The sequence below is a fragment of the Streptomyces sp. NPDC001093 genome (assembly GCF_040298985.1).
Classification (GTDB): domain Bacteria; phylum Actinomycetota; class Actinomycetes; order Streptomycetales; family Streptomycetaceae; genus Streptomyces.
Genome location: NZ_JBEPBF010000009.1, coordinates 1 through 26,825 on the forward strand (window position 1 = coordinate 1; position 26,825 = coordinate 26,825).

The following is a 26,825-nucleotide window of genomic DNA, read 5'->3' on the forward strand; positions in this document are numbered from 1 at the left end:
GCCCGTCGGTCCGGTCGGCCCCGGCGCCCGGGCCCCGCGTGATGCGGGCGCGCCGCCAGAGCCGGCCGGCCTCGGTCGCCAGGCCCCGTGCGACACGCGCGCGCATGCCGGCCCGGCCGGGTGCCGCGGCCGGCTCCGCCTCCCCGGCCGGCTGGGCTTCTGCGGCCGTCGCGGGCCCTCCGGCTTCCTCCGAGCCGCTGTCCGTATCGTCTTCGCTCCCCGGCAGGTGGCCAGGCGTGTGGTGAGACACCCGGAGATCCTTCCGTGCGTGGCCCGGTGCCGGTGCGGAAGGCCTGGACCGGCACCATTCGACCGACAGTCACCCAAAGTAGTTGAGCGGTGCCGATCGTGCGCGGGGAGTAGTGCTACCGGGTGGTGGGGGCGGGGGGCACCCCGGGCATCACCGCTTGTCGGCCGCCACCGCGACCTCTCGGGCCCACCGGTAGTCGGCCTTGCCGCTGGGCGACCGCTGGATGGAGTCGGTGATCACCAGCTGGCGGGGGATCTTGTAGCCGGCCAGCCGGGTACGGCAGTGGGTCTGGATGTCGGCCAGCGAGGGCTGCGCGGCACCCTCGCGCAGCTGCACCACGGCCGCCACATGGTTGCCCCAGGTGACGTCCGGGACTCCGGCGACCAGCGCGTCGTACACATCCGGATGCGCCTTGAGCGCCTGCTCGACCTCCTCCGGATAGACCTTCTCGCCCCCGGTGTTGATGCACTGCGAGCCCCGGCCCAGCACGGTGACCACGCCGTCCTCGTCGACCGTCGCCATGTCGCCGAGCAGGACCCAGCGCTGCCCGTCCTTCTCGAAGAACGTCTCGGCGGTTTTCCGCGGGTCGTTGTAGTAGCCGAGCGGGACATGGCCGCACTGGGCGACCCGGCCGATCCCGCCCGCGGCGACCGGCTCGTGCGTCACCGGATCCACCACGCGGGTACGGGAGTTGACTCGCAGGCGGAAGCCGCGCTCGGGGCCCGAGTCCTCCGTCGCCGTACCGTTGAAGCCGGACTCGGAGGAACCGAAGTTGTTGAGCAGCATGGCGTTCGGGACCAGCTCCCGGAACTGCCGGCGCACCGTCTCCGACATGATCGCGCCCGATGAGGACACGCTGAACAGGGCCGAGCAGTCCGTGCCCTTGAGCGGCCCGCTCAACGCGTCGATCAGCGGCCGGAGCATGGCGTCGCCGACCAGCGACACGCTGGTGACCCTCTCCTTCTCGACGGTCCGCAGTACCTCCTCCGGCACGAACTTGCGGTGTACCACGACGCGTTGGCCGAAGTTGAAGCCGATGAACGCCGTCAGCGTGGAGGTGCCGTGCATCAGCGGGGGAGTGGGGAAGAAGGTGATCCCGGAGCCCCCGGCGGCGACCCGCTCGGCCAGCTCCTCCGGTGTCTTCACCGGCTCCCCGGTCGGCGCCCCGCCGCCGAGCCCCGCGAAGAACAGGTCCTCCTGCCGCCACATCACGCCCTTGGGCATACCGGTCGTGCCGCCGGTGTAGATGATGAACTGGTCGTCGGCGGAGCGGGCCGGGAAGCCCCGGGCCGGCGAACCGGCTGCCTCCGCGTCGCCGAACGGCACCGCCCCGCGCACCCCGGCCGTCTCCGGGCCCACCCGCAGCAGGTGCCGCAGCATCGGCGCCCGCGGCAGCGCCGCCGCCACCCGGTCGGCGAACTCCGCGTCGAAGACCAGGGCGACCAGATCGGCGTCCCGGTAGAGATACACCAACTCCTCCTCGACATAGCGGTAGTTGACGTTGACCGGGACGATCCGCGCCTTCAGGCAGGCCAGCACCGTCTGCAGGTACTCGACGCCGTTGTACAGATGCAGGCCGAGGTGTTCTCCGGGCCGTATTCCGCTGTCCAGGAGGTGGTGGGCGATGCGGTTGGCGGCGGCGTCGAGCTGCGCGTAGGTCAGGCGGCGCTCCGCGCCGGTGCCGGGATGGTCGACGTACACGAGCGCCTCGCGGTCCGGGACCACGTCGACGACCGACTCGAACAGGTCGGCAAGGTTGTACTCCACCGCTCCTCCTGACCCCGATCGTGCCCGGATACGTCCGCTAGCCGGTCATCAGAGCAAAGGGCGCCGCAACTGTGAAGGCCTGGCGCCAAACAAATCTGACTGTCTGTCAGAAAACCTCGGAAGCTCCCTTGAAGTGCCTCGCCGCCTACTGCAACCTGTTCTCGTTCTCACCGAGGGGAGACAAGCCCATGGGCGGGACGGAACACCTCACCGTGCGGCGCGAGGGCGCCACACTCGTGCTCACGCTCAACAGGCCCGACGCCAGGAACGCGCTCTCGCTGCCGATGCTCGTCGGCCTGTACGACGGCTGGCTGGAGGCCGACGCGGACGACGAGATCCGTTCGATCGTGCTCACCGGCTCCGGTGGCTCCTTCTGCGCCGGAATGGACCTGAAGGCGCTGGCCGGGAAGGGGATGGAAGGGGAGCAGTACCGCGACCGGCTCAAGGCCGACCCGGACCTGCACTGGAAGGCGATGCTGCGCCACCACCGCCCGCGCAAACCGGTCATCGCCGCCGTCGAGGGGTACTGCGTCGCCGGCGGCACCGAGATCCTGCAGGGCACCGACATCCGGGTCGCGGGCCGGTCCGCGACCTTCGGCCTGTTCGAGGTCCGGCGCGGCCTGTTCCCGATCGGTGGCTCCACCGTCCGGCTGCAGCGCCAGATCCCGCGCACCCACGCCCTGGAGATGCTGCTCACCGGACGGCCGTACAGCGCCCGGGAGGCCGCGGACATCGGACTGATCGGCCATGTCGTCCCCGACGGCACCGCCCTCGGCAAAGCCCTGGAGATCGCCGAGCAGATCAACGCCTGCGGCCCGCTCGCCGTCGAGGCCGTCAAGGCGTCGGTGTACGAGACCGCCGAGATGACGGAGACCGACGGGCTCGCGGCCGAACTCGCGCGCGGCTGGCCGGTCTTCGACACCGCCGACGCCAAGGAAGGCGCCCGCGCCTTCGCGGAGAAGCGGCCCCCCGTCTACAAGCGTGCCTGAACCGCCGAAGGAGACCTCCAGGATGCCCGAAGTCCTCAAAGCGCCCCTCGTCGTGGAATTCCCCTTCACCCGCTCCCTCGGCCCCGTCCAGAGCGCCTTCCTCACCGGCCTGCGCGAACGTGTCGTCCTCGGCGTGAAGACCGCCGACGGACGCACCCTCGTCCCGCCCGTCGAGTACGACCCCGTGACCGCCGAGGAGCTCCGTGACCTGGTGGAGGTCGCCACCACGGGCACCGTCAGCACCTGGGCGTGGAACCACGAGCCGCGCCGCGGCCAGCCCCTCGGCACCCCCTTCGCCTGGGTCCTGGTCCGGCTCGACGGCGCCGACACCGCCCTGCTGCACGCCCTCGACGCCCCCGGCCCCGACTCCGTGCACACCGGAATGCGGGTCCGCATCCGCTGGGCCGCCGAACACACCGGCGCCATCACCGACATCGCCTGCTTCGAGCCGTACGACGGAGAGCCCCACCGACCTGGTGGCCACACCGGCGAGTTCGAGGACCCGCTCACCGGAATCGTCGCCCCGGCCCGACTGGACTACTCCTACTCACCCGGCCGCGCCCAGTCCGCCTACATCGACGCCCTCTCCGAACAGCGGACCGTCGGTGAACGCTGCCCCTCCTGCCGCAAGGTGTACGTCCCCCCGAGGGGGGCGTGCCCCACATGTGGTGTGGCCACGAAGGAACAGGTCGAAGTAGGTCCCCGCGGCACGGTCACCACCTTCTGCATCGTCAACATCAAGGCGAAGAACCTCGACATCGAGGTGCCCTACGTCTACGCGCACATCGCTCTCGACGGCGCCGACCTCGCCCTGCACGCCCGGATCGGCGGCATCCCCTACGACCAGGTGCGCATGGGTCTGCGCGTGGAGCCCGTGTGGACCGAGGGCGCGCGCTACCCCGACCACTACCGGCCCGCCGGTGAACCCGACGCCGACTACGACACCTACAAGGAGCTGCTGTGACCAGGGAGATCGCGGTCGTCGCCTTCGCCCAGACCGACCACCGGCGCTCCACCGAGGAGTCCTCCGAGGTCGAGATGCTCATGCCGGTCCTGCACGAGGTGCTGGCACAGACCGGCCTGCGGACCGCCGACCTCGGCTTCACCTGCTCCGGCTCCAGCGACTACCTCGCCGGCCGCGCCTTCTCCTTCACCCTCGCCCTCGACGGCGTCGGCGCCTGGCCGCCGATCTCCGAGTCGCACGTCGAGATGGACGGCGCCTGGGCGCTGTACGAGGCCTGGACCAAGCTCCTCACCGGCGACGCCGACACCGCGCTCGTCTACTCGTACGGCAAGTGCTCGCCCGGCTCGGTCCGCGACGTCCTCACCCGTCAGCTCGACCCGTACTACGTCGCTCCCCTGTGGCCCGACTCCATAGCCCTCGCCGCCCTCCAGGCACAGGCCCTCATGGACGCCGGCCACACCGACGAACCCGCGCTCGCCGCCGTCGGTGCCCGCAGCCGCGCGGATGCGGAAACCAACCCGCACGCCCAGCTCAAGGGGCAGGTGCCGCAGGGCGACTACGTCGTACGGCCGCTGCGCACCGGCGACTGCCCGCCGGTCGGCGACGGCGCGGCCGCCGTGATCCTCGCGGCGGGGGAGCGGGCCCGCCGGCTGTGCGAGCGGCCCGCCTGGATCCGCGGCATCGACCATCGCATCGAGGCCCACGCCCTCGGCGTCCGCGACCTCACCGACTCACCCTCCACCCGGCTCGCCGCCGAGCGGGCCGGTGCCTTCGAACGCCCCGTCGACACCGCCGAGTTGCACGCACCGTTCAGCTCCCAGGAGGTGGTCCTGCGCCGGGCCCTCCGCCTCGGCGACGACGTCCGCGTCAACCCCTCCGGCGGGGCGCTCGCCGCCAACCCCGTCATGGCCGCCGGGCTCGTGCGCATCGGCGAGGCCGCCGCCCGCATCCACCGCGGTGAGTCCGACCGTGCCCTCGCCCACGCCACCTCCGGCCCCTGCCTGCAGCAGAACCTGGTCGCCGTACTCGAAGGGGATCCACGATGAGCAAGGAACCCGTGGCCGTCGTCGGCATCGGCCAGACCAGGCACGTCGCCGCCCGCCGGGACGTCTCGATCGCCGGACTCGTCCGCGAGGCGGCACAAAGGGCGCTGGAAGACGCCGAGTTGACCTGGGGCGACATCGACGCCGTCGTCATCGGCAAGGCACCCGACTTCTTCGAGGGCGTGATGATGCCCGAGCTGTACCTCGCCGACGCGCTGGGCGCCGTGGGCAAACCCATGCTCCGGGTGCACACCGCGGGCTCCGTCGGCGGGTCCACCGCGCTCGTGGCCGCGAACCTGGTCGCCGCCCGCGTCCACGGCACCGTCCTCACCCTCGCCTTCGAGAAGCAGTCCGAGTCCAACGCCATGTGGGGCCTGTCCCTGCCGATCCCCTTCCAGCAGCCCCTGCTCGCCGGTGCCGGCGGCTTCTTCGCCCCTCATGTGCGCGCCTACATGCGGCGCAGCGGCGCCCCCGACACCGTCGGCTCCCTCGTCGCCTACAAGGACCGGCGCAACGCCCTGAAGAACCCGTACGCCCACCTCCACGAGCACGACATCACCCTGGAGAAGGTCCAGGCCTCGCCCATGCTGTGGGACCCCATCCGCTACTCCGAGACCTGCCCCTCCTCCGACGGCGCCTGTGCCATGGTCCTCACCGACCGCGCCGGAGCCGCCCGCGCGCCCCGGCCGCCCGCCTGGATGCTCGGCGGCGCCATGCGCAGCGAGCCGACCCTGTTCGCGGGCAAGGACTTCGTCTCCCCGCAGGCCGGCAAGGACTGTGCCGCCGACGTCTACCGGCAGGCCGGCATCGCCGACCCGCGCCGGGACATCGACGCCGTCGAGATGTACGTGCCGTTCTCCTGGTACGAGCCCATGTGGCTGGAGAACCTGGGCTTCGCGGAGGAGGGCGAGGGCTGGAAGCTCACCGAGTCCGGGGTGACCGAACTCGACGGCGACCTGCCCGTCAACATGTCGGGCGGAGTGCTCTCCACCAACCCCATCGGCGCCTCCGGCATGATCCGCTTCGCCGAGGCCGCCCTCCAGGTGCGCGGCCAGGCCGGAGAACACCAGGTGGACGGCGCCAGGAAGGTCCTCGGGCACGCCTACGGCGGCGGGTCGCAGTTCTTCTCCATGTGGCTCGTGGGAACACAGCCCCCGGACGCCTGAAAGTCCTCCCCACGTGGCCTGTTGGGCATCGTGAGCGGTCGCTAGGCTGACCCGCGGACGACGAACCGGGAGGAGCACGGACGTGGCCGAGACCACCACCCAGCACAAGCCGCTCGCGGGCTGGGACAAGCCGGAGCTGGACCTCAGCAAGGCCGAGTGGCAGTCCAGCAGCCGAGGTCTGGGCGATGTCCAGATCGCCTTTGTCGAGGGCTTCATCGCGATGCGCAACAGCGGCCGTCCGGAGAGCCCCTCCCTGATCTTCACGCCGGCGGAATGGGGCGCTTTCGTCTCCGGAGCCCGGGAAGGGGAGTTCGACCTCACCTGAGCCGGGTCCACCTGACCTGAACCGGGGGTGTTCCGACCCGATTTCCGGACACGCGACCAACAGGGCCCCGCGGCGGCCGACGCCTGCGTCAGGCTGGCCCGGCAAGGGGAAGGTCGTGTTCCGAAAGGTGAGGGACGATGAGCACTGCGCCGGTCATCGCCGCGGTCGACGGCTCCGACGACAGCCTGCGCGCGCTGGAGTGGGCCTTCGACGCCGCCCGCCGCCGCGCCGCACCGCTGCGGGTCGTGCACGTACGGCAGTACGCCGCCTGGGGCCAGGCCGATGTGCTGGTCGCCGCACAGCCCGAGGTGGAGGGCGATCCGGTGCTCGACGACGTGCACGCCCGGCTCGCGGACCGCGGCGCGGAAACCGCCGTCGAGTACGTCGCCCTGGAGGGCGTACCGGGCGCCGTCCTGCCGGAACTCGGCGCCGACGCCCAGCTGTTGGTGCTCGGCTCCCGCGGCCGTGGCGGCTTCGCCAGCCTGCTCCTCGGCTCCAACGGGCTCGCCGCCGCCCGGGACGCCGAATGCCCGGTGGTCGTCGTACCCCGGCCCGGTCGGCAGGTGCACGGCGAGGGTCCGGCCGAGCCCGGGCCCCGGGTGGTGGTCGGCCTGCACGCCGACAGCCCCGACGAGGCCACCCTCGCCTTCGCCTTCACCGAGGCCGCTCTGCGCGGCGCGCGCGTCCAGGTGATCGCCGCCTATCCGTGGCCGGTGCAGACCTGGTCCGCCCCCGGCCAGCTGGTGCCGCCCCAGGTCGACCAGGGCGCCGTCGAGAACGAGACCCGCGCCCTAGCCGAGGGCTTCCTCGCGCCCCACCGCGAGCGGCACCCCGAGGTCCGCGCCGATGCCGAGGCGCTGCCCGGAGACGCGGCCGGCCATCTCGTCGCCGCCTCCAAGGACGCCGAGCTGGTCGTCGTCGGCCGGCACCGGCGGCGCCTGCTCGCACCGGCCCGCATGATGGGCTCGGTCACCCAGGCGGTCCTGCTGCACGCGGCGAGCCCGATCGCGGTGGTGCCCCCGGTACCGCCGCAGGAGTGAGAGCGCCGAGCCCGGGCAGCACCGAGGCCGGGTCGGCCACGGTTCCGCCACGTCCGGCGCTGTGCACGCCGCCCCGCGCCCGCGCCCTGCCGGCGGTGCGGCGACCAGGACATCAGGGTCGTCGCGCGCAGCGCCACGGAGTTGCGCGAGGGGTTGCGACACCATCGCCGGCAGCGGCCGCCTCTGACACAAGGTCAGCCACGGTCGGTCATGGTGGCCGACGACGCTGCCGGGGCCGTCTTCATGGCGGCCCCACACATGTCCGGCGCGCCCAGTCCGCCCCTAGCCTCCTGCGCGTCCACCCACAGCCGGAGGAACCCGTATGCCGACCACACCGCACAGACGGCCCATCCGCCGAGCTCTACTCCCCGCACTCTCGCTTACCGCGGCCTGCCTGCTCCTGACCACCCCCGCCACGGCGGCACCCACCGGCACACCGGACGACCACTGTGCCGAGCTCACCCATCTCCGGGTGCCCGGCGCCGCCCACCAGCAGGCCGACTGCCTGGACGAGCTGACCACGGCCGGCACCGTGGCCTCCGGCCACACCGACCCGGCCGACTACGCCGGACTCACCCCCAGGAATCTGCCCACGCCCGGCGGCGTACCCGGCATCCAGATCGACGGCTACTTCCCGGACACCTCCACCACGAACACGAACCACGGCTGGAACCACGACTCCCAGTTCGTCGTCCGGCTGCCCGACCACTGGAACGGCGGCCTGGTCGTCGCCGGAACGCCCGGCAACCGCGAGCAGTACGCGAACGACAAGGCCATCTCCGACTGGGTGATCGCCCGCGGCTACGCCTACGCCGCCACCGACAAGGGCAACACCGGCACCGCCTTCTACCGCGACGGCGAGCGGCCCGGCGACGCCATCGCCGAATGGAACACCCGCCTCACCCAGCTCACCCGTGCGGCCCGCGCCGTGGTCGCCCAGCGCTACCACCGCCCCCCGGCCCGCACCATCGCCACCGGCCTGTCCAACGGCGGCTACCTGGTCCGCTGGCAGTTGGAGAACCACCCCGAGCTGTACGACGGCGGAGTCGACTGGGAAGGCACCCTCTGGCGCGCCGACGGCCCCAACCTGTTCACCTTCCTGCCGCAGGCCCTGCGCAACTACCCCACCTACGCCGCCGGCGGCGTAGGCGCCGCCCGGGCCGAGGCCACCCTGCACCGGGCCGGCTTCCCGGCCGGCTCGGAGTTCCTGTGGCCGTACCACTACCAGGTCTACTGGGACCTCACCCAGCGCATCTACCGGGAGGAACTCGACCCCGGCTACGACGGGGCCACCGAGGCCGGCACCCCGTTCTGCGCCTCCGGCACACCGGGCTGCGACGCCGACTACGACTACGCGGCGCGGCCCGCCGCCGTCCACCGCGCCGTCCAGCGGATCGCCCTCACCGGACGCCTCGGCAAACCGCTGATCACCATCCAGGGCACCCTCGACGTGCTGCTGCCGATCAGCCAGGACTCCGATGTCTACGCCCGCATGGTCCACGCGGCCGGGCGCGGCGCCCTGCTGCGCTGCTACCGCATCGAGGACGGCACCCACACCGACGCACTCGTCGACGCCTTCCCCGACCGACTCCGCCCGATGGTGCCCTGCCACCACTCGGCCTTCGAGGCCCTGGAACGCTGGCTCTCCGGCACGGCCCTCCCACCCGCCGACCACACGGTCCCGCGCCCGCCCGGCGCCACCGCATCCACGCTCCTCACCGACTGCCCCCTGAGCTGAGCGGCAGTGCCTCGAGGAGCGACCAGCCACAACGGACCCGCAGCCGGCCGGGAGACCCCACCCCGGTCCTTCCGGCGGAGCCGCTCCGCACTTCCGGCGGAGCCCACGTACCATGGCCGCATGTCGTTCCTCCGCCGCCGCAGCGCCACCCCAGCCGGACCCGACTTCGACGTGCTGGCCATGGACCCGGGCGACTGGCCGGGCAACCTCGGCGCGGGTCTGCTGCCCGCGCCCGACGGCACCTGCCAGGGCGTCTTCCTGCGCTACGACCTCTTCGGCGGCCGCGGTCCCGCCATGATCATCGGCAACCTTCCCGAGGGCTCCCCGGCCCGCGAGGTCGCCAACGGCGAGATCCCCTTCGAGGTGGGCCAGCTGCTGCTCGCGCTGGAGAACGACGAGGATGTCACCGTCGTCGGTGTCGAGGACACCCCCGTCCTCCAGGGCGACAACCTCCTCATCGTGCGGCGGCTGAAGCTGTCCGAGTCCCGGATCTCCTGCGTCCAGTTCGACCGCAGCGACGGCGTCCTCGTCACCATCGCCGCCTGGGACCGCCCCATCACCGACGACCTGTACGCCCTGCTGAAGCCGCTCCCGGCGGAGCTTTTCCAGCAGGGCTGAGGCCGCCCGCGCCGGTCAGCCGGCCGAGCCCTCGAGGGTCACGTCCGCGGCGCGGACGAAGGCCACCCGGTGGCCGTACTGGATCTCGTAGTACAGGTCCTTGCCCATCACGACCCGGTGCGAGTCGGTGGTGAAGGTGACCGAGTAGTAGTACTCGCCCGGCACCTCGTCACCGACCACGTACTTCTGCCCGGCCGGGATCGTGTACGGCAGCGGGACGACCGACTGCACGGGGACACCCGCCGGGTAGGCCTCCTTCTCCGGGTAGGCCCTGCCGTACACCGGGACGTCGGCCAGGCCCTCCTTCGGGGTGATCACCACACCCTTGGCGGGCACCGCCGTCGGAGCCTTGCGCGGGTTCTCGAACCAGGCCTTCTGGCCCAGGTACCAGATCGCGGTCCAGTCGCCCCAGCGGTCGGCGACCGCGTACTGCTGACCGGTGGCGACCCGGGAGGACAGGTCGTTCACATCGATGGTCGGGTCCTTCTTCAGCCCGATGTCCTTGATCAGGGGCGCGTTCACGTCGTGGTCCGCGTACAGCCGCACCTCGTCGGAGCCGTGTGCCGTGCAGGGCTCGCCGCCGGTGGTGCAGCCCGTGTACGCCGGCTGGTTCGTGGCGTAGTCCGGCAGGATCGTCACCAGTCCGGACTTCTTGCCGGCGGTCCTCTTGAACGGGTGGCCCAGCAGCTGGAAGTAGTGCCGCCAGTCCCAGTACGGGCCCGGGTCCGTGTGCATGCCGGGGATGGTGGACGTGGTCGGGCCGGGCACGTTGTCGTGGCCCAGGATGTGCTGCCGGTCCAGCGGGATGTCGTACTTCCGGGCCAGGTACTTCACCAGCCGGGCCGAGGAGCGGTACATCGCCTCGGTGTACCAGGCGTCCGGGTTGGCGAGGAATCCTTCGTGCTCGATGCCGACGGACCGGGCGTTGATGTCCCAGTTGCCCGCGTGCCAGGCCACGTCCTTCGCCTTCACGTGCTGGGCGATCAGACCGTCCGTGGAGCGGATCGTGTAGTTCCACGACACGTAGGTCGGGTCCTGGATCAGATTCAGCACTCCGTCCCAGGCGCCCTCCGTGTCATGGATGATGATGTACTTGATGCTCTGCGACACCGGCCGGTCGCCGAGGTCGTGGTTGCCGTAGTTTCCGTTCCCGAACTGCGCGTACGGCGCCCAGACCGCCTCGCAGGACACCGAACTCGGGCACTCGACGCCGTCCGTGGGCAGCGTGCCCAGTCCGGTCCGCCGCAGCTGGGCGGTGTCGGCGGTCAGCCGCGGCCGGGCGGCGAGCGCGACCAGCTGGCCGTCGTCCGTGACGCGCTCCTCGCCGGTGCGCAGGACGTCGTACACGTCGTCGGCGTACGCCGCCGCGGTCGCCCTGTCGTCGGCGCCGGAGAAGCGGGCCACCGCGCCGTACCAGTCGGCCGGGTCGGCGCTCAGTGGCGCGCCCAGTTCCTTCTGCGCGGCGGCGAGGAGGGCGGCGCCGCCGGCCACGTTGGCCGCCGGGTCGGTGCGCAGTTCCTCGGCCCTCAGGCCGGTCAGTTGCGCCGCCTTCGGCAGCGTCTTCAGGCGGGCGGGGAGCGCGGACTCGGCCGGCACCTTGACGGCGGGGTGCACGGCGGCGCGTTCGCCGTCGCCGCGGGCGTCCTCCGTGCCCTCGGCGTTGTGCTCCGTGGTGGCGATCGCGGTGCGGGCGTCCGTGAGGTGCATCGGACCGTAGCCGCCGGACACGCTGGGCGCGCCGGCGTGCCAGTCCCAGCGGGACTGCAGGTAGGAGACGGCCAGCAGGACGCTCTGCGGCACGTGGTACTCGGCCGCGGCGGTGGCGAAGGCGTGCTGCAGCCGGCCCGCGGAGGAGTCCGCGGCGCTCTGGGCGGGGGCCGCGCCGAGCAGCGGCAGCAGCAGGGCCGCCGAGGCGAGCGGGCCGACGGCTCGCCGCAGTTGTCCGGGGCCGGGTGCGGTCGTGGAATCAGTGGCGGAACCTCGCAATGCGGCCTCCTGTGACGGGCGGGCGTGGCGGGGCGTGCGGCGCCGAGCTGGGTCAGTGGTACCGGCTGGCCGACGATCCGTCAATGATGCATTCAGGACGGCGATTTCCCATGTCACGAAGGGTTTTCGGCGAGTTTCTCGACGGCGGTGCGCGGGCCTGCGGGGCGTCACTGGTGTACACCAGTGGCCGCCCGGGCCCGGACACACGAAGGTCCGCGGTGCGCCGCCGCTCTGGCGCACCGCGGAACCGTCGTCCCCGTCAGCGAGTACCGACCGCCGCTCGGACGGCCTTGCGGGCCATCTGGCAGTCGTCGTGCAGCCGCCTGAGCAGCAGCCGCTGTTCCTCGCCGGACGGCGCAGCACCGGGGTGGGCCAGGCCCGGTGCCGCCGGGGCCACCTCGTGCATCGAACGCTGCACGGCGGTCTCGTAGGTACGGATCTCCCGGGTCAGCACCAGCATCAGGTTCACCAGGAAGGCGTCCCTGGAGGCCGGGCCCGCCGACTGGGCGATCTGGCTGATCTGCCGTCGGGCCACCGGCGCGTCCCCGAGGACCAGCCACAGCGTCGCCAGGTCGTACCCCGGCAGGTACCAGCCCGCGTGCTCCCAGTCCACCAGCACTGGACCGGCCGGTGACAGAAGGATGTTCGACAGCAGGGCGTCGCCGTGGTTGAACTGGAGCATGCCGTGCCGGCCCACCTCGTGGGCGATGCCGTGCAGCAGCTTCTGCAGATCCCCGAGGTCCCGGTCCGTGAGCAGGCCCAGCTCGTGGTACCGGGAGATCCGGGCGCCGTAGTCCAGGGGCATGTCGAAGGTGCCCGCCGGGGGCCGCCAGGCGTTCACCCGGCAGACCGCGCCCAGCGCGGCCCGGATGTCCGGACGGGGCGGCGCCTCCGCCGGATGGCGCTGCAGCGCCGCCACCCGGCCCGGCGCCCGCTCGATGACCAGGGTGCAGTTGTCCGGGTCCGCCGCGATCAGCCGGGGCACGCGGACCGGTGGCCGGTGCCGGACGAACGAGCGGTATGCGGCTATCTCGTGGCGGAACCGCTCGGCCCAGGCGGGCGAGTGGTCCAGGAGACACTTGGCCACGGCCGCGCCGCGCCCGGTCGTCCCGACGAGGAGGACGGACCGTCCGCTGCGCCGCAGCACCTGCACCGGGGTGAACTCCGGACAGATCCGGTGCACCGATGCGATCGCGGTGCGCAGCTGCGCGCCCTGGGGACCGGACAAGTCGAGTCTCCCGCTGAGCGGTTGGGTACCGACCTGGCCCGGTACCCGCCGGAGCCGCCCGGCGACCGGCACGGGGCCGCCCGGACGCGCCGCCGGGTCCAGGTACGGCCCGCCGCCCGCGGGGCGGGAACGCAGCGGCCGGGGCGGGGCGGACACGGAGGACGATGCTGCGTACATGGGAGATACAGATCCCTTCGTGTGCCTGCGGTGCCTGCCTGTGGTGCGTGCTCGGGGCACATGCGCGGGGCCGGGGCACGGGAGAGCCCGTACTCCGTTCGCATGCACTGCGAGCGTGCGCCTGCCCGGCCCGGCCGCCCGGGTGCACCCTGGGGAATGCACCCGTCAGCTCGGGAAGCCGAGCGGCGACCGGGTCGGGGTGGCGCGTTCCTACTCGACACCCGATGCCCAGTGGCACACCATCTGGCGGACCCTGGCGAACCCTGGCGAATAGTCGCCCGGCAACCTGCACCGGGCTACTGTCAACTCAGCCGAGAACCTGGGGGCTTGACGTGAGCGGACAACCCAACACCCGCCTTGCGGACCTGTTCGGCCTGGCCGGCTGGTCCAAGGGCGAACTCGCGAGGCTGGTCAACAAGCAGGCGGCGGCCATGGGCCACCCCCAGCTGTCGACCGACACCTCCCGGGTCCGTCGGTGGATCGACATGGGAGAGATCCCGCGCGATCCCGTACCGCGGGTGCTGGCAGCCCTGTTCACCGAGCGTCTCGGCCGTGTCGTGACCATCGAGGACCTCGGTCTGGTACGGCACGGGCGTACGGGGAAACGGCAGGGCGACGGGATCGAGGAACATCCCGACGGCGTGCCGTGGGCGCCCGAACGGACCGCCGCGGTCCTCACCGAATTCACGGGAATGGACCTCATGCTCAACCGACGCGGCTTGGTGGGCGCGGGTGCCGCGCTCGCCGCGGGATCCACACTCAGCAGCGCCATGTACGACTGGCTGCACACCGACCCGGCCCTGAAGGCCGACGCCCCTGTCCTCGACGACCCCCTGCACGCCGACCCCGCTGGGTTCGACCGCTATGAGGCCGCCCCCATCGGGTCGCAGGAGATCGAGGAACTGGAGCGCTCGGTCGAGGTGTTCCGCGCCTGGGACGCGGCCCGTGGCGGCGGGCTTCAGCGCAAGGCGGTCGTGGGCCAGCTCAACGAGGTGGGCGGCATGCTCGCCTACCACCATCCACCCCATCTCCAGCGGCGCCTGTGGGGCGTCGCCGCCAACCTCGCCGTCCTCGCCGGGTGGATGTCGCACGACGTCGGCCTGGAGCCCACGGCGCAGAAGTACTTCGTCATCGCCGCCCATGCCGCCCGCGAGGGCGGAGACCGGCCGCGCGCCGGTGAGGCCCTGTCCCGGGCGGCCCGGCAGATGGTGCACCTGGGCCGGCCCGACGACGCCCTGGACCTGATGAAACTCGCCCAGGACGGCGCCGGCGACCGGCTGCAGCCACGCACGAAGGCGATGTTCCACACCATCGAGGCCTGGGCGCAGGCCTCCATGGGCAAGGGCCAGGCGATGCGCCGCACGCTCGGCCAGGCGGAGGACATGTTCGTCGCCGACCGGGGCGACGGCGAACCGCTGGACTGGATGCAGACCTTCAAGGACGAGGACCTGTACGGCATGCAGGCCCTCGCCTACCGCACGCTGGCCGAGTTCGACCCGAGCGCGGCCGTGCACGCCCAGCACTATGCGGAGAAGGCCCTGTCCCTGCGCGTCGACGGGCGCGAGCGGTCGAAGATCTTCGACCATCTGTCCATGGCCTCGGCCTGTTTCATCGCCGACGACCCTGAACAGGCCGACCGCTACGCCCGGCTGGCCCTGATGTCGATGGGCTCGAACTCCTCCCGTCGCACCTGGGACCGGCTGCGGCAGATGTACCGGCTGACCGCGGAGTACTCGGGCTATCCCAGGATCCACGAACTGCGGGAGGAGATCCGGCTCGCGCTGCCCAAGCCGAGGGCCAAGGGCCCGGGCAGCGCACAGGCGTGAGCGCACAGGCACCACGCCTGTGCGCTGGATGACCTCGACAACTCCCCATTCAGCTCATGCGGTGACCCTGGCGACGAGCACACAGGCGTCGTCCTCGCGTCCGGCTCCGCCGAACTCCTCGACCACCGCCCGCAGGCAGTCCTGCGCGGTGCGCGCCGCGCCGAACCGCGGGGCGAGGGCGAGCAGGCGGTCCACGGCCGTGCTCGGGCTGTGCCCCGGCACCAGCCCGTCGGTGTGCAGCAGCAGGAGGTCGCCCGGCCGGAGGGCTTCTTCGGCCTGCCCGTAGACGGCGCCCGAGGTGGCGCCGAGCAGGACGCCTTCCGGTGCGTTCAGCACGCGCCCCGTCCCGTCGCGGTACAGCAGCGGGGCGGGGTGTCCTGCCTGCGCCCAGACCAGGGCGTGGGTCTCGGGCCGGTAGCGGCAGCAGACGGCGCTGCCGAGGGCCGGCTGTACGGTGGCGTCCAGTAACTGGTTGAGCATGCCGAGCAGTTCACCGGGCGGGCTGCCGGCCAGGGCCATCCCGCGTACGGCACCGAGCAGCATCGCCATCCCGGAGGCGACGGCCACCCCGTGCCCGGTGAGGTCGCCGACGCTCAGCAGGGTGTCGCCGTCGGACAGCTCCAGCGCGTCGTACCAGTCGCCGCCGAGCGGTGTGGTCGTCGCCGCGGGGAGGCGGCGGGCGGCGAGGTCGAGGGTGCGCGGCCCCTGGTGCGGGAGCCGCAGGGAGCCGCGCCATGGCGGTAGCACGGCTTCCTGCAGCTCGACCGCGATCCGGTGCTCGGTCTGCTCCTGCCGGCGCTGACGCTGCAGCGAGTCACGGGTCTCGCTCACCGTCCGCCGGCAGCGGCGCAGTTCGCTGACGTCGCGCAGCACGGCCCACATCGAGGAGGTGCCGCCGTCGGCGCCGAGCACGGGTTCGCCCATCATGTGCACCGCCCGTACGGAGCCCTCGGCCCGTACGACGCGGAACTCGCCGTCGATGGGTTTGCCGTCGACCAGGCAGTCCGTCACCATCGCGGTCAGTTTCGGCCGGTCCTCCTCCAGTACCAGCGAGGGCAGTTCGTCCAGGGTGAGGGCGGGGGCGTCCGGGTCCAGGCCGAGGATCTGGTACAGCTCCCCGGACCAGGTCGCCTCGTCCGTCAGCAGGTTCCACTCCGCGCTGCCGACACGGCTGAGCAGCGAGCCGCTCGGGGCGGCGGCGGGCGCCGGCCGGAGGGCGGGTGCCTCCACCGGTTCGGCGGGTTCGGCGGCCGGTCCGTCCCGGAGCTGGGCCAGATGGGCGTCCAGGTCGTCCAGTTGGTGCAGCGCGAGGTCGTACAGGGCGCGCTGCCAGCGTTCCTCCGGGTCCGCACCGTCGCTCGGGGTGTCCCGCCGTACGGCGTCCACGTCGCCCTTGAGCCGCCGCGTCTGCGTTATCAACGCTTCCACCGAGCCGCGTCCGGGTGGCTGGGCGGCTGAGCGGTCCGCGGAGACCGGTGACGGCATGACGCACTCCGTTGGGGGACGAGACGGTCGGGGAGGACGGGGGACCGTTACGACTCTCGCACAGCCCGCGACGCCCCGTAAGGGATTTGGCAACACACGATACGGTGGTGCTTCCGGCATATGCCAGAGTCTTCCCCGAGTGATCCGCGCACACGAACGATGTACGCGCCGGGCGGGTCAAGTCGTAGGAGAACTACGCGAGTTGTCTCCTACGGGCCGCTTTTTCCTCGACGCTCACCCCTGTGTTCGACGCTCCTTCGTTCCAGTGTGCGGCAAGCGTCTTGTACCTGTCGAAGTCTGACCGGATTTCGCGGCATGCGAGGCGCCTTCGAGGACTCCATTAAGGCATGGACGCCATCACTGTCGAACAGCCCGCACAGGCCCGGCTCGTCACCGCCGAGGACGAGGAGATCCCCGTGTCGGCCACGCTGCGCTACACCACGGACGACCCCCTGGCCGTCTTCGTGGACTTCCCGGGCGAGGCCGCCCTGGACGGCGTGGAGGTCACCTGGGTCTTCGCGCGCTCCCTGCTCGACCAGGGACTTCGGGCCCCGGCCGGCCACGGGGACGTGCAGATCTGGCCGTACGGCCGCACCCGGACCGTCCTGGAGTTCCACTCGCCCCACGGGCTCGCCCTGCTGCAGTTCCCCGCGTCGGCCCTGCGCCGCTTCCTGCTGCGCACCTACGGAGTGGTGGCGCCGGGGCAGGAGGATCTGGGCGGAGTGGTGGAGCGGGGGCTGAGCGCCCTGTTCGGCGGGGTATGAGGCGAGAGCCCCGGCTGCTTTGACTTCTGTTCACCTTCGCCTCACCGCTGCGGTATGGACCGCGACGACGGCCCCGGGCACCCTGGCGCGCGGTGTGCCGCAGGGGCATCCGAAGGTGACAAGGACGGGGCGAATGACACCGATCAGCCGAAGAGGCTTCGTGGGGCTCGGCGCATCCGTGGCGGCGGGTGTGGCGCTGGGCGGCGCCGCCACCCGTACCGCAGCCGCAGCGACCACCGCGACCGGCACGATCAAGGACGTACAGCACGTGGTGATCCTGATGCAGGAGAACCGCAGCTTCGACCACTACTTCGGCCGTCTGAAGGGCGTGCGCGGCTTCGACGACCGCAGCGGCATCACCCTCGGCGGCGGCCACCCGGTCTTCGACCAGCCGAACGGGACGGGCCGCCAGTACCCGTGGAAGCTCAGCGCGACCCCGTCCGCCGGCGGCAAGGACGGCGAGACCCTCGCCCAGTGCAACGGCGACCTGCCGCACTCCTGGTCCTCGCAGCACTCCGCCTGGAACAAGGGCCGCATGGACAACTGGGTCGCGGGCGTCGGCAACGTCCGCTCGCTCGGCTACCTGGACCGCTCGGACATCCCCTTCCACTACGCGCTCGCCGACAACTACACCATCTGCGACGCATACTTCTGCTCCACGCTCAGCGCCACCGGCCCCAACCGCACCTTCCTGTGGAGCGGCAAGGTCGACTCCACCAGCTACGACGGCGGCGACGAGTCCGGCCTGACCTGGCAGACCTACGCCGAGGCGCTGCAGGCCGCCGGGGTGTCCTGGAAGGTCTACCAGAACGCGGCGGACAACTACGGGGACAACGGCTGCGCCTACTTCAAGAACTTCGCGAACGCCAAGGCGGGTGACCCGCTGTACGACCGCGGCATGTCCTCGGTGCCGAAGGTGACCGGCTCGACCCCGGACGACATCGCCGCCGCCCTCAAGGCCGACGTGCTCGCGGGCACCCTCCCGCAGGTCTCCTGGATCGTGCCCAACCAGGCCTTCTCCGAGCACCCCTACGCCCCGCCCGGCGACGGCGCGCACTTCGTCAACCTCGTCTACCAGGCCCTCGCCGCCGACCAGGACGTGTTCGACTCCACCGTCCTGTTCCTCAACTACGACGAGAACGACGGCTACTTCGACCACGTGCCCCCGCCGGCACCCCCCGCCGGAACGGCCGGCGAGTTCCTCAACGGGGTGCCGTACGGCTTCGGCTTCCGTGTCCCGATGATCGTCATCTCGCCCTGGACGCGCGGCGGCTGGGTCTCCTCGGAGGTCTTCGAGCACACCTCGGTGCTGCGCTTCCTGGAGACCTGGACGTCCGCCATCGGCAAGCCGGCCAAGTGCGCCAACATCAGCGACTGGCGGCGCAAGGTCAGCGGCGACCTCACCGGAGTCTTCGACTTCGCCAACCCCGTCCACGGCCCGGTCTCCCTGCCCGCGACCAGCGTCATCGGCATCGACACCTGCGGCCCGCTGCCCAACCCGGCGCCGACCGACAACGCCCTGCCCGCCCAGGAGCCGGGCACCCGCCCCGCCCGCGCGCTGCCCTACCAGCCGAACGGCTACCTGGACCACCTGGAGTTCGGCGCGGCCGGCAAGATCCTGGCCTGGTTCACCATGACCAACCAGGGCAGCCCGGCCGCCCGCGCGGCCCACTTCTCCATCCACCCCAACGCCTACCGGGACACCACCCCCTGGCAGTACACGGTCGACGCGGGCGGCACCGCCTCCGACTACTTCAACATCGGCACGGGCTTCGGCGGCGGGAAGTACGACCTGACCATGGTCGGTCCGAACCGCTTCCTGCGCCGCTTCCAGGGCGACGCGACCAGGGCGGGCAAGTCGGCCGAGGTGAGCACCCGTTACGCGGTCGAGCCCGGAACGGGCAAGCTCGCGATCTACTTCAGGATGACCAACGCGGGCTCGTCCTCGGTGACGTTCACCATCACCTCCAACCACTACCGCGGCGACGGTCCGTGGACCTACACCGTCGCCGCCGGTGCCTCGGCGGAGGACTACTTCAACGCCGTCGCGTACCAGAACGGCTGGTACGACTTCACGGTGACCGTCGACTCCGACGCGACCTGGTCGCGCCGGTTCACCGGGCACCTGGAGACGGGCGCGGCCGGCGTCAGCGGCTGACCCCGGCGCAGGGGCCGTACAGGTCCGGGCGCGGGGCGAGTTGGACGGCCACCCGGCCGCCGGTCTCCAGCGCCCGGACGCCCGCCTCGGCCACGACGGACGCGGCGTATCCGTCCCAGGCGCTCGGACCGGTGACCTCGCCACGCCGGGTGGCATCCACCCAGGCCTGCACCTCGCGGTCGTAGGCGTCGGCGAACCGGACGAGGTAGTCCTGCGCCACCTCCTCGCGGGCGCCGCCCGCGGTGGTGACCACCATGGTGTGCTCCTCGCCGATCCGCGCGCTGCCCCGCTCGCACACGGCCTCGCAGCGCACCTGGTAGCCGAAGCCGCAGTTGACGAAGACCTCCACGTCGACCAGGGCGCCCTGCGCGGTCTCGAACAGCACGAACTGCGGATCCAGCAGCCCCTCGGGGGCGTTCGCGGACGGTGTGGGACGCAACACGGTCACCGCCGTCAGCTCCTGCCCGAGCAGCCAGCGGGCCGCGTCGATCTCGTGCGAGACGGAGCTGTTGATCAGCATGGCGCTGGTGAAGCCGCCGGGGGAGGAGACGTTGCGGTGGGTGCAGTGCAGCATCAGCGGCCGTCCCAGATCGCCGCCGTCCAGCAGCGCCTTGAGCCGCCGGTACTCGGCGTCGTAGCGGCGCATGAAGCCGATCTGCGCCAGGCGGCGGCCCAGCCGTGCCTCGGCCTCCACCACCCGCAGCGCACCCGTGGAGTCGGGCACCATGGGCTTCTCGCACAGCACCGGCAGCCCGCGGGCGAAGGCGGCGAGCAGGGCCTCCTCGTGGGCGGGGCCGGGGGAAGCGATCAGCACGGCCGCCACGCCGGGGGCGTCGAGCGCGGCCACGGGGTCCGGGTGCACGGTCACCGCGTCGAGTCCGGCCGCGGCCTTCTCGGCCCGCTCTACATCGGGGTCGGCCACCGCCGCGACCCTGGCTCCGCTGACCACTTGGTCGAGGCGTCGTATGTGGTCGGCCCCCATGTGTCCGGCACCCAGTACCGCCACTCCCAGCAGGTCACCCATGTGTGCGCTCCCTTACCCGACGATCACGCCGTGACGATCACGGCGTAGCGTACGCCGGGCAGGGAGCGCTGCCGGGGGAGTGCGGGGGGTGCGGGGGCGGCTCAGTACCGGAGTACGCCCGCGATCCCGTTCGCGTCGCCCAGTGCGCCGTCGGGCACGAAGCGGACCTCGGCGCCGGTCTCCAGGCACTGCTCGACGATCTCGTCCACGATGTCCTCGCGGGCGTCCAGGTCGCCGGCTTCGGCCGGCACCAGATGCCCGCCGAGGTCGTTGACGGTGGCCCGGAAGTTCTCCTCCACGGCGAGCAGCCGGACCCGGCCGTCGCGGGCGCTCTGCCACAGCTCGTCCAGACCGGCCGCGTAGGTCTTGTGGCCGCGCGCCGAGGTCAGCTCCCGGATCACGGACGTGGTGTCCTTGCGGGCCTCGTCCTCCAGCACCGGCCGCAATGCCTGCCACACGGCCTCGGGACCGGCGTGCGCAAGGCCGCCGTGCGGGACCAGGGTGGCTTCCTTGGCCGCGATGCCGACCTCCTCCAGCAGGGACAGCGCCGCCTGCTCACCGGTGATGTACAGCGGCCGGGGCTGGTCGCGCAGCAGCGCGGCCATGACGGTGTCCGCCTCGCGCAGGAAATGGCGCGTGCCCTCGTCGCGGAAGGCGCTCGGCTGGTCGCCGATCTGCATCTGACGCTCCGCGTCGAAGTTCTCCTGCCGACGCTCCAGCGGGAAGCCGCCGGACTCCTCCGCCACGACACGGCCCTCGCCGCCGCTCCACAGGGTGACGCGGTCCGTGGAGACCGACAGCGCCCAGAAGGGCCGTTCGGAGGCGTGCGCGGCGACCAGGTTGCGGGTGAGGAAGGTGTCCGAGAGCACCACCCGCTCGGGGACGGTGCGGGCCAGGGACCAGACCTGGTGCTCGCCCGGAGCGGCGAAGATCACCAGGCCGTCCTCGGCATGTGCCAGGTCCACCTCCGCCAGCGCCCGGTCGAGCTGGGCCACGACGTCGTTGCGCCGCTCACGGGTGACGGCGGGATCGGACTCCAGGCGTTTGCGTGCCTCGGTGACGACATTGCGCAGCCGGACGGGATCCTGCTCGTTGTCCGGTTCCCGGCGGTGTGTCGGGGTCAGCACGGACACTGCGGGGTAAGGGCGCGGGCGCCGCAGTTCGGCCAGCATTGCGGGACTCAGTGCGTGCTCCATGACAGCACGATAGGGCGGATTCACGAGTACGGCATTCGGGGTGTTCCGGGCCCGGAACACCGCAGCGGATTCCCCCGTGGGAACCGGTGACGCGGCACCCCGCGGACGGCTACCGTACCGGCCAGTAACCCGACCGCAGCACGCCCCAGGAGGCCTGACATGCCGCAGCTCGAAGTCGACGGAGCGGCCCTGACGTACGACGACGAGGGCCCCCGTGACGCGCCGGAGGTGCCCCTGGTCTTCGTCCACGGCTGGACCGCGAACCGGCACCGCTGGGACCACCAGATCGCGCACTTCTCGGCGAGACGCCGGGTGATCCGGCTGGACCTGCGCGGGCACGGGGAGAGCACCGGGGCCGGGGTGCGCACGATCGCGGAGCTGGCGCGGGACGTGCTGGCCCTCCTCGATCACCTGGAGGTCGAACGGTTCGCGCTGGTCGGCCACTCGATGGGCGGGATGATCGCGCAGACCATCACCCTGGCCCACCCCGCGCGGGTGGAGCGGATGGCGCTGGTGGGCTCCATCGGCCGGATGACCTACAGCCGTGGCCGGGGCCTGCTCATGGCCGCCTCCACCCTGGTGCCGTACCGGCTGTTCGTGGCCGCCAACATCCAGCGCGCCTTCGCGCCCGGCTATCCGCGTGAGGAGATCCGCGCGCACATCCGCGCCTCCGCCGCGACTCCGCGCGAGGTCGTGATGACGCTGTACGGCGCCATGCGCGCCTTCGACGTCCTCGACCGGGCCGGGGAGATCCGCACGCCCACGCTGATGGTGCACGGTTACCACGACGTCCAGCTGCCGGTGCGGCAGATGCTGCGGATGGCCAAGGCCTACCCGGACGCGGTCGTCCGCATCCTCGACGCGGGCCATGAGCTGCCCCTGGAGAAGCCGGCCGAGCTGACGGAGGCGCTTGCTTCGTTTCTGGCCGTGAAGGACTGACACGCGAGCTGCTTGGCCAAGTCTTTGCCCGTGGCCGGTTCCCCGCGCTGCCGGCCCGGAGTCCCGGCGCTCCGGGCGTTTCGCGAAGGCAAAACCCGGCCGAAACCATGAGGAGCGTGGGGCACGCGTGTTACGGCCGTGTTGACCGTGTGGAACACCTGACGGAGGCTCGTCATATAGGTGCTCGATACAACTGGTTTGCTCGGCCCAGTGCCGGAGGCAGGAGGCAGCGCATGTGCGGCATCGCAGGATGGGTCTCTTTCGATCGCGACCTCACCGCCGAGGCCACCACATTGCATGCGATGACCGAGACGATGGCCTGCCGCGGCCCGGACGACCGCGGCACCTGGGCCGAGGGCCCGGCCGCGCTGGGCCATCGCCGGCTCGCGATCATCGACCTCCCCGGCGGCCGTCAGCCGATGTCCGTGGCGACCCCGGAGGGCACCGTCGCCATGGTGTACTCCGGGGAGGCCTACAACTTCACCGAACTGCGCCGGGAACTCCAGGGCCGCGGCCACCGGTTCACCACCGACTCCGACACCGAGGTCGTCCTGCACGGCTACCTGGAATGGGGTGACACGGTCGCCGAACGGCTCAACGGCATGTACGCGTTCGCCGTCTGGGACGGCCGCCACGACAAGCTCGTGATGATCCGCGACCGCATGGGCATCAAGCCCTTCTACTACCACCGCACCCCCGACGGCGTCCTGTTCGGCTCCGAGCCCAAGGCGATCCTCGCCAACCCGCTGGTCCGCCGCCGGGTGACGCTGGACGGGCTGCGGGAGCTGTTCGTCCTGGTCAAGACGCCCGGACACGCGATCTGGGACGGCATGCGCGAAGTGGAACCCGGCACGGTCGTCACCGTCGACCGCTCCGGCCTGTCCACCCGCGTCTACTGGCGCCTCGAGACCCGCCCGCACACCGACGACCGCGACACCACCATCAGGACCGTGCGCTCGCTGCTCGACGACATCGTGCGCCGCCAGCTGGTCGCCGACGTCCCGCGTTGCACCCTGCTCTCCGGCGGCCTCGACTCCTCCGCGATGACCGCGATCGCCGCCCGGCAACTCGCCCGGCAGGGCGAGAAGGTGCGCAGCTTCGCCGTCGACTTCGTCGGCCAGACCGACAACTTCGTCGCCGACGAACTGCGGGGCACCCCCGACACGCCGTTCGTGCACGACGTGGCCGAACTCGCGCGCACGGACCACCAGGACATCGTGCTCGACGCGCAGTCCCTCGCCGACCCCGCCGTGCGCGAGCAGGTGATCCGCGCCCGCGATCTGCCGGTCGGCTTCGGCGACATGGACACCTCCCTGCTGCTGCTCTTCCGCGCCATCCGCGAGAAATCCACGGTGGCCCTGTCCGGGGAGTCCGCCGACGAGGTCTTCGGCGGCTATCTGCAGTTCTTCGACGAGGAGGCGCGCCGCGCCGACACCTTCCCCTGGCTGGCCACGTTCAACCGGCACTTCGGCGACGACGCCGACGTACTGCGCGCCGACCTCACCAAGTCGCTGGACCTGGAGCGTTACGTCGCCGACGGCTACCGCACGGCCGTCGCCGGCATCGAACGGCTCGACGGCGAGAGCGACTTCGAGTACCGGATGCGGCGGATGAGCCATCTGCACCTGACCCGCTTCGTGCGCGCTCTGCTCGACCGCAAGGACCGGATGAGCATGGCCGTCGGCCTGGAGGTCCGGGTGCCGTTCTGCGACCACCGGCTGGTCGAGTACGTCTACAACGCCCCGTGGGCGCTGAAGTCCTTCGACGGCCGGGAGAAGAGCCTGCTGCGGGAGGCGGCCGCGGACGTGCTGCCGCAGTCGGTGTACGAGCGGGTCAAGAGCCCGTACCCCTCCACGCAGGACCCGCAGTACGCCCGCGCCCTCCAGGAACAGGCCAAGGAACTGCTCTCCCGGCCCTCGCACCAGGTCTTCGAGCTCGTCGATCGCGACCGGCTCCGCCGGGCCGCCGAGCGCGAGGCGCCGGTCAGCACCCAGGCGGCCCGGCGCGGCCTGGAGCGCGCTCTGGACCTCGCGCGGTGGCTGGAGGTCTACACGCCCGAGGTGATCACCGGCTGAGGCCGACGGCCGAGGCGGCCACGGTCACGGTGTCAACCCGGCGAGCCTCGGGCTACGCCGGGCCGATGGCGCGGACGTCGGCGTGGGCGGTCCCCCCGGCCGCGAGCCGGTAGGTGCCGGCGCCGCCCTCCGGCGTCGGCAGCGCGGCGCCGTCCAGGTCCCCGAAGGTCACCGTGTGCCGGATCCGCGCCCGTTGCCCGTGTGCGTCCCCGCTGTCATCAGCTGGTGGGGTTCAGGGTGGCGCTCCAGTCCTCGCCGTCCGCCGGACAGGAGCTGCCGCTCGGCGGCAGGGAGCCGTAGAGCAGGAAGTCGTCGATCTTCTGGTGCACACACGTGGAGGAGGTGTAGCCGGTGTGGCCGTCGCCCTTGTTGTCGAGCACCACCGCCGACGGGCCGAGCCGTGCGGCCGTCTCCACCGTCCACTGGTACGGCGTCGCCGGGTCCCCGCGCGTGCCCACGAGCAGCATCCTCGCCGAGTCGACGTCCTTCACCCGGTCGCGGATGAAGTCGGTGCCCTTGGGGCGGCCGTAGCACATGAGCAGCTCGGTCAGCCGGTAGCGGCCGAAGACCGGCGAGGCCTGCTCGTACTCGGCCTGCAGGCCCTTCAGGTCCTTGGTGATCCGTGCCGCGCCGGGCCGGTCGGGGTCGTCGGCGCAGTTGATCGCCATCAGCGCGGCCTCGAGGTTGTCCGCCGGCACGTCCTGCGGATCGACCAGACCGCCGTTGCGGTGGCCGCCCAGGGGCAGGCCGGCGCCGCCGGTGGCGAAGTTCTGCACGCCCCGTACGTCGCCGTCCTGGACCAGCGAGGCCAGGGCGCGCTCCAGGGAGGGCCACAACTGCCTGCTGTAGAGGCCCTGCCCGATCGCGCCGACCAGGTCCTGTCCGGAGAACGAGCCGCCGAAGTCCGTCGGGACCGGGTTCGCGTCGAGCGAGCGCACCAGCCCGGCCACCTGGTCCGCGGCCGCACGCCGGTCCTGGCCGAACGGACAGGCGACGTCCGTCGTACACCAGTCCAGGAAATCGTCCAGCGCGGTCTGCTGCCCCTCGGCGGCGGCCAGCCCCTGTGCGGACAGCGGCTCGGTCAGGGTGTCCACACCGTCGAGGGCGAGCCGGCCGACCTTGTGCGGGAACTGTGCCGCGTACACCGCGCCGAGCCGCGTTCCGTACGAGAAACCGAGGTAGTTGAGCTTCTTGTCGCCGAGGGCCTGGCGGATGACGTCCAGGTCGCGGGCGGCGTTCACGGTCCCTATGTGGGGCAGTACCGGGCCGGAGTGCCGGGTGCACGCGCCGGCGGCCTCGCGCAACCTGGCGAGCAGCACCTGCGGATGGGCGAGGCCGGCCTCGTCGTCCAGCGCGGTCGAGGCCTCGTCGCTGCCCTCGCCGCAGCTGACGGGGGAGGAGCGGCCGACGCCGCGCGGGTCGAAGGTGACCACGTCGTAGCCGTTGGTCAGGTCCATGAACTCCTTGCCGTCGGTGGCCAGTTCGGGGACACCCGCACCGCCCGGTCCGCCGAAGTTCAGCAGCACCGAGCCCTGCTTCTTCCCGGTCGCCCGGTAGCGGGCGAGGGCCACGTCGAGCGTGCCCTTGCGGGGCCGGGCGTAGTCGAGCGGGACGGTGACCTTCCCGCACTGGAGGTCCTTGGGCATGTCCGGGCCCTTGCAGGCCGTCCAGGTCACCTTCTGCCGGTAGAAGCGGGACAGGTCGGGCTGTGGTCGGCCGGCTGCGGGCAGGCCGGCGCCGAGCAGCGTCAGGGCGAGGGCTCCGGTACCCGCGCAGCGCCGCACGGCGGGCCGTGTGGACAGCTTGGCCAGCATCGATCGCCTCCCGGGACGCCTGTCGCGGGCGGTGGGGACGGCGCCCTCGGGTTCACCATAAGCGGGCCCCGGACGGCCCGCCTCCCGACGAGCGGGACGGCACCCGGTGCCGTACTCTCCGCGCCCCCGATGCCCGTTATCGATCATTGAGAGTCTTTACATGCAGTTCGATAACACTGTCGCTCGACGGGGTGAAAGACCGATAAGCCATAACTCGGATGGTTCGCCTGCGTTTTATGGGGTGCGGGTGAGT

The 26,825-nt window shown here is 71.9% G+C and carries 20 protein-coding genes; 13 read left to right on the top strand and 7 right to left on the bottom strand.

Translation table 11 applies throughout. From position 1 onward, the window contains the following. Positions 1-400: 400 nt before the first annotated feature. Positions 401-2,017 carry an acyl-CoA synthetase gene (locus ABT288_RS06960; RefSeq protein ID WP_351603574.1) on the bottom strand — a complete coding sequence of 539 codons (1,617 nt, stop codon included), beginning with the start codon at positions 2,015-2,017 and terminating at the stop codon, positions 401-403. A 188-nt stretch (positions 2,018-2,205) separates the two neighbouring features. Here ABT288_RS06960 and ABT288_RS06965 point away from each other — a divergent pair, with 188 nt between their 5' ends. The 8 genes from ABT288_RS06965 (at position 2,206) to ABT288_RS07000 (ending at position 9,900) form a co-directional block, all read left to right on the top strand. After that, complete coding sequence (locus ABT288_RS06965; RefSeq protein ID WP_351603576.1) at positions 2,206-3,006, top strand: crotonase/enoyl-CoA hydratase family protein; 801 nt, start codon at positions 2,206-2,208, stop codon at positions 3,004-3,006. A 22-nt stretch (positions 3,007-3,028) separates the two neighbouring features. Next, positions 3,029-3,970 carry a Zn-ribbon domain-containing OB-fold protein gene (locus ABT288_RS06970; protein WP_351603578.1) on the top strand — a complete coding sequence of 314 codons (942 nt, stop codon included), beginning with the start codon at positions 3,029-3,031 and terminating at the stop codon, positions 3,968-3,970. After that, the gene (locus ABT288_RS06975) at positions 3,967-5,016 is read left to right on the top strand and encodes a thiolase family protein (protein ID WP_351603580.1); all 1,050 of its coding nucleotides are present in this window, start codon (positions 3,967-3,969) and stop codon (positions 5,014-5,016) included. The genes ABT288_RS06970 and ABT288_RS06975 overlap by 4 nt, the downstream gene beginning before the upstream one ends. Further along, complete coding sequence (locus ABT288_RS06980) at positions 5,013-6,179, top strand: thiolase family protein (RefSeq protein ID WP_351603582.1); 1,167 nt, start codon at positions 5,013-5,015, stop codon at positions 6,177-6,179. The genes ABT288_RS06975 and ABT288_RS06980 overlap by 4 nt, the downstream gene beginning before the upstream one ends. Positions 6,180-6,261: 82 nt before the next feature. Beyond that, entirely contained in the window at positions 6,262-6,504 is a 243-nt protein-coding gene (locus ABT288_RS06985; RefSeq protein WP_055704613.1) for a DUF397 domain-containing protein, read from the top strand. A 137-nt stretch (positions 6,505-6,641) separates the two neighbouring features. Continuing rightward, a complete protein-coding gene (locus ABT288_RS06990) occupies positions 6,642-7,544 on the top strand; it encodes a universal stress protein (protein ID WP_351603584.1) in 903 nt (300 codons plus the stop codon). 322 nt (positions 7,545-7,866) lie between these two features. After that, positions 7,867-9,282 carry a 3-hydroxybutyrate oligomer hydrolase family protein gene (locus ABT288_RS06995; protein ID WP_351603586.1) on the top strand — a complete coding sequence of 472 codons (1,416 nt, stop codon included), beginning with the start codon at positions 7,867-7,869 and terminating at the stop codon, positions 9,280-9,282. Between the two features lie 120 nt (positions 9,283-9,402). After that, positions 9,403-9,900 carry a glycosyltransferase family protein gene (locus tag ABT288_RS07000; protein WP_351603588.1) on the top strand — a complete coding sequence of 166 codons (498 nt, stop codon included), beginning with the start codon at positions 9,403-9,405 and terminating at the stop codon, positions 9,898-9,900. Between the two features lie 15 nt (positions 9,901-9,915). Here the strand turns inward: ABT288_RS07000 and ABT288_RS07005 are convergent, their stop codons facing one another. Continuing rightward, entirely contained in the window at positions 9,916-11,886 is a 1,971-nt protein-coding gene (locus ABT288_RS07005; RefSeq protein ID WP_351603590.1) for an N-acetylmuramoyl-L-alanine amidase, read from the bottom strand. Positions 11,887-12,145: 259 nt separating this feature from the next. Next, positions 12,146-13,291 carry an aminoglycoside phosphotransferase family protein gene (locus ABT288_RS07010; RefSeq protein ID WP_351603591.1) on the bottom strand — a complete coding sequence of 382 codons (1,146 nt, stop codon included), beginning with the start codon at positions 13,289-13,291 and terminating at the stop codon, positions 12,146-12,148. Between the two features lie 332 nt (positions 13,292-13,623). Between ABT288_RS07010 and ABT288_RS07015 the strand changes: the two genes are divergently transcribed. Beyond that, positions 13,624-15,117, top strand: coding sequence for a DNA-binding protein NsdB (locus ABT288_RS07015; protein ID WP_351603592.1), 1,494 nt, complete (start codon positions 13,624-13,626; stop codon positions 15,115-15,117). 54 nt (positions 15,118-15,171) lie between these two features. Here the strand turns inward: ABT288_RS07015 and ABT288_RS07020 are convergent, their stop codons facing one another. Beyond that, positions 15,172-16,602 (bottom strand): PP2C family protein-serine/threonine phosphatase, encoded by a 1,431-nt coding sequence (locus ABT288_RS07020; RefSeq protein WP_351603593.1) that lies wholly within the window; start codon positions 16,600-16,602, stop codon positions 15,172-15,174. Positions 16,603-16,949: 347 nt separating this feature from the next. Here ABT288_RS07020 and ABT288_RS07025 point away from each other — a divergent pair, with 347 nt between their 5' ends. Together ABT288_RS07025 and ABT288_RS07030 are read left to right on the top strand one after the other, a co-directional pair. Beyond that, positions 16,950-17,366, top strand: coding sequence for an SsgA family sporulation/cell division regulator (locus ABT288_RS07025; protein ID WP_351603595.1), 417 nt, complete (start codon positions 16,950-16,952; stop codon positions 17,364-17,366). A gap of 133 nt (positions 17,367-17,499) precedes the next feature. Then, complete coding sequence (locus tag ABT288_RS07030; RefSeq protein ID WP_351603597.1) at positions 17,500-19,524, top strand: phosphocholine-specific phospholipase C; 2,025 nt, start codon at positions 17,500-17,502, stop codon at positions 19,522-19,524. Here the strand turns inward: ABT288_RS07030 and ABT288_RS07035 are convergent. Beyond that, positions 19,514-20,548, bottom strand: a complete 1,035-nt coding sequence (locus ABT288_RS07035) for a Gfo/Idh/MocA family protein (RefSeq protein ID WP_351603599.1) — start codon at positions 20,546-20,548, stop codon at positions 19,514-19,516. The genes ABT288_RS07030 and ABT288_RS07035 overlap by 11 nt on opposite strands. Before the next feature lie 101 nt (positions 20,549-20,649). Then, positions 20,650-21,744, bottom strand: coding sequence for a baeRF3 domain-containing protein (locus tag ABT288_RS07040; protein WP_351603601.1), 1,095 nt, complete (start codon positions 21,742-21,744; stop codon positions 20,650-20,652). A gap of 159 nt (positions 21,745-21,903) precedes the next feature. On the opposite strand from ABT288_RS07040, the gene ABT288_RS07045 reads away from it, so the two are divergent. Both ABT288_RS07045 and asnB read left to right on the top strand, forming a co-directional pair. Next, positions 21,904-22,683, top strand: coding sequence for an alpha/beta fold hydrolase (locus ABT288_RS07045; RefSeq protein ID WP_351603603.1), 780 nt, complete (start codon positions 21,904-21,906; stop codon positions 22,681-22,683). A 233-nt stretch (positions 22,684-22,916) separates the two neighbouring features. Then, entirely contained in the window at positions 22,917-24,758 is a 1,842-nt protein-coding gene (gene asnB / locus ABT288_RS07050; protein WP_351603605.1) for an asparagine synthase (glutamine-hydrolyzing), read from the top strand. A gap of 218 nt (positions 24,759-24,976) precedes the next feature. Here the strand turns inward: asnB and ABT288_RS07055 are convergent, their stop codons facing one another. After that, positions 24,977-26,572 (bottom strand): alpha/beta hydrolase, encoded by a 1,596-nt coding sequence (locus ABT288_RS07055; protein ID WP_351603607.1) that lies wholly within the window; start codon positions 26,570-26,572, stop codon positions 24,977-24,979. Between the last annotated feature and the right edge of the window lie 253 nt (positions 26,573-26,825).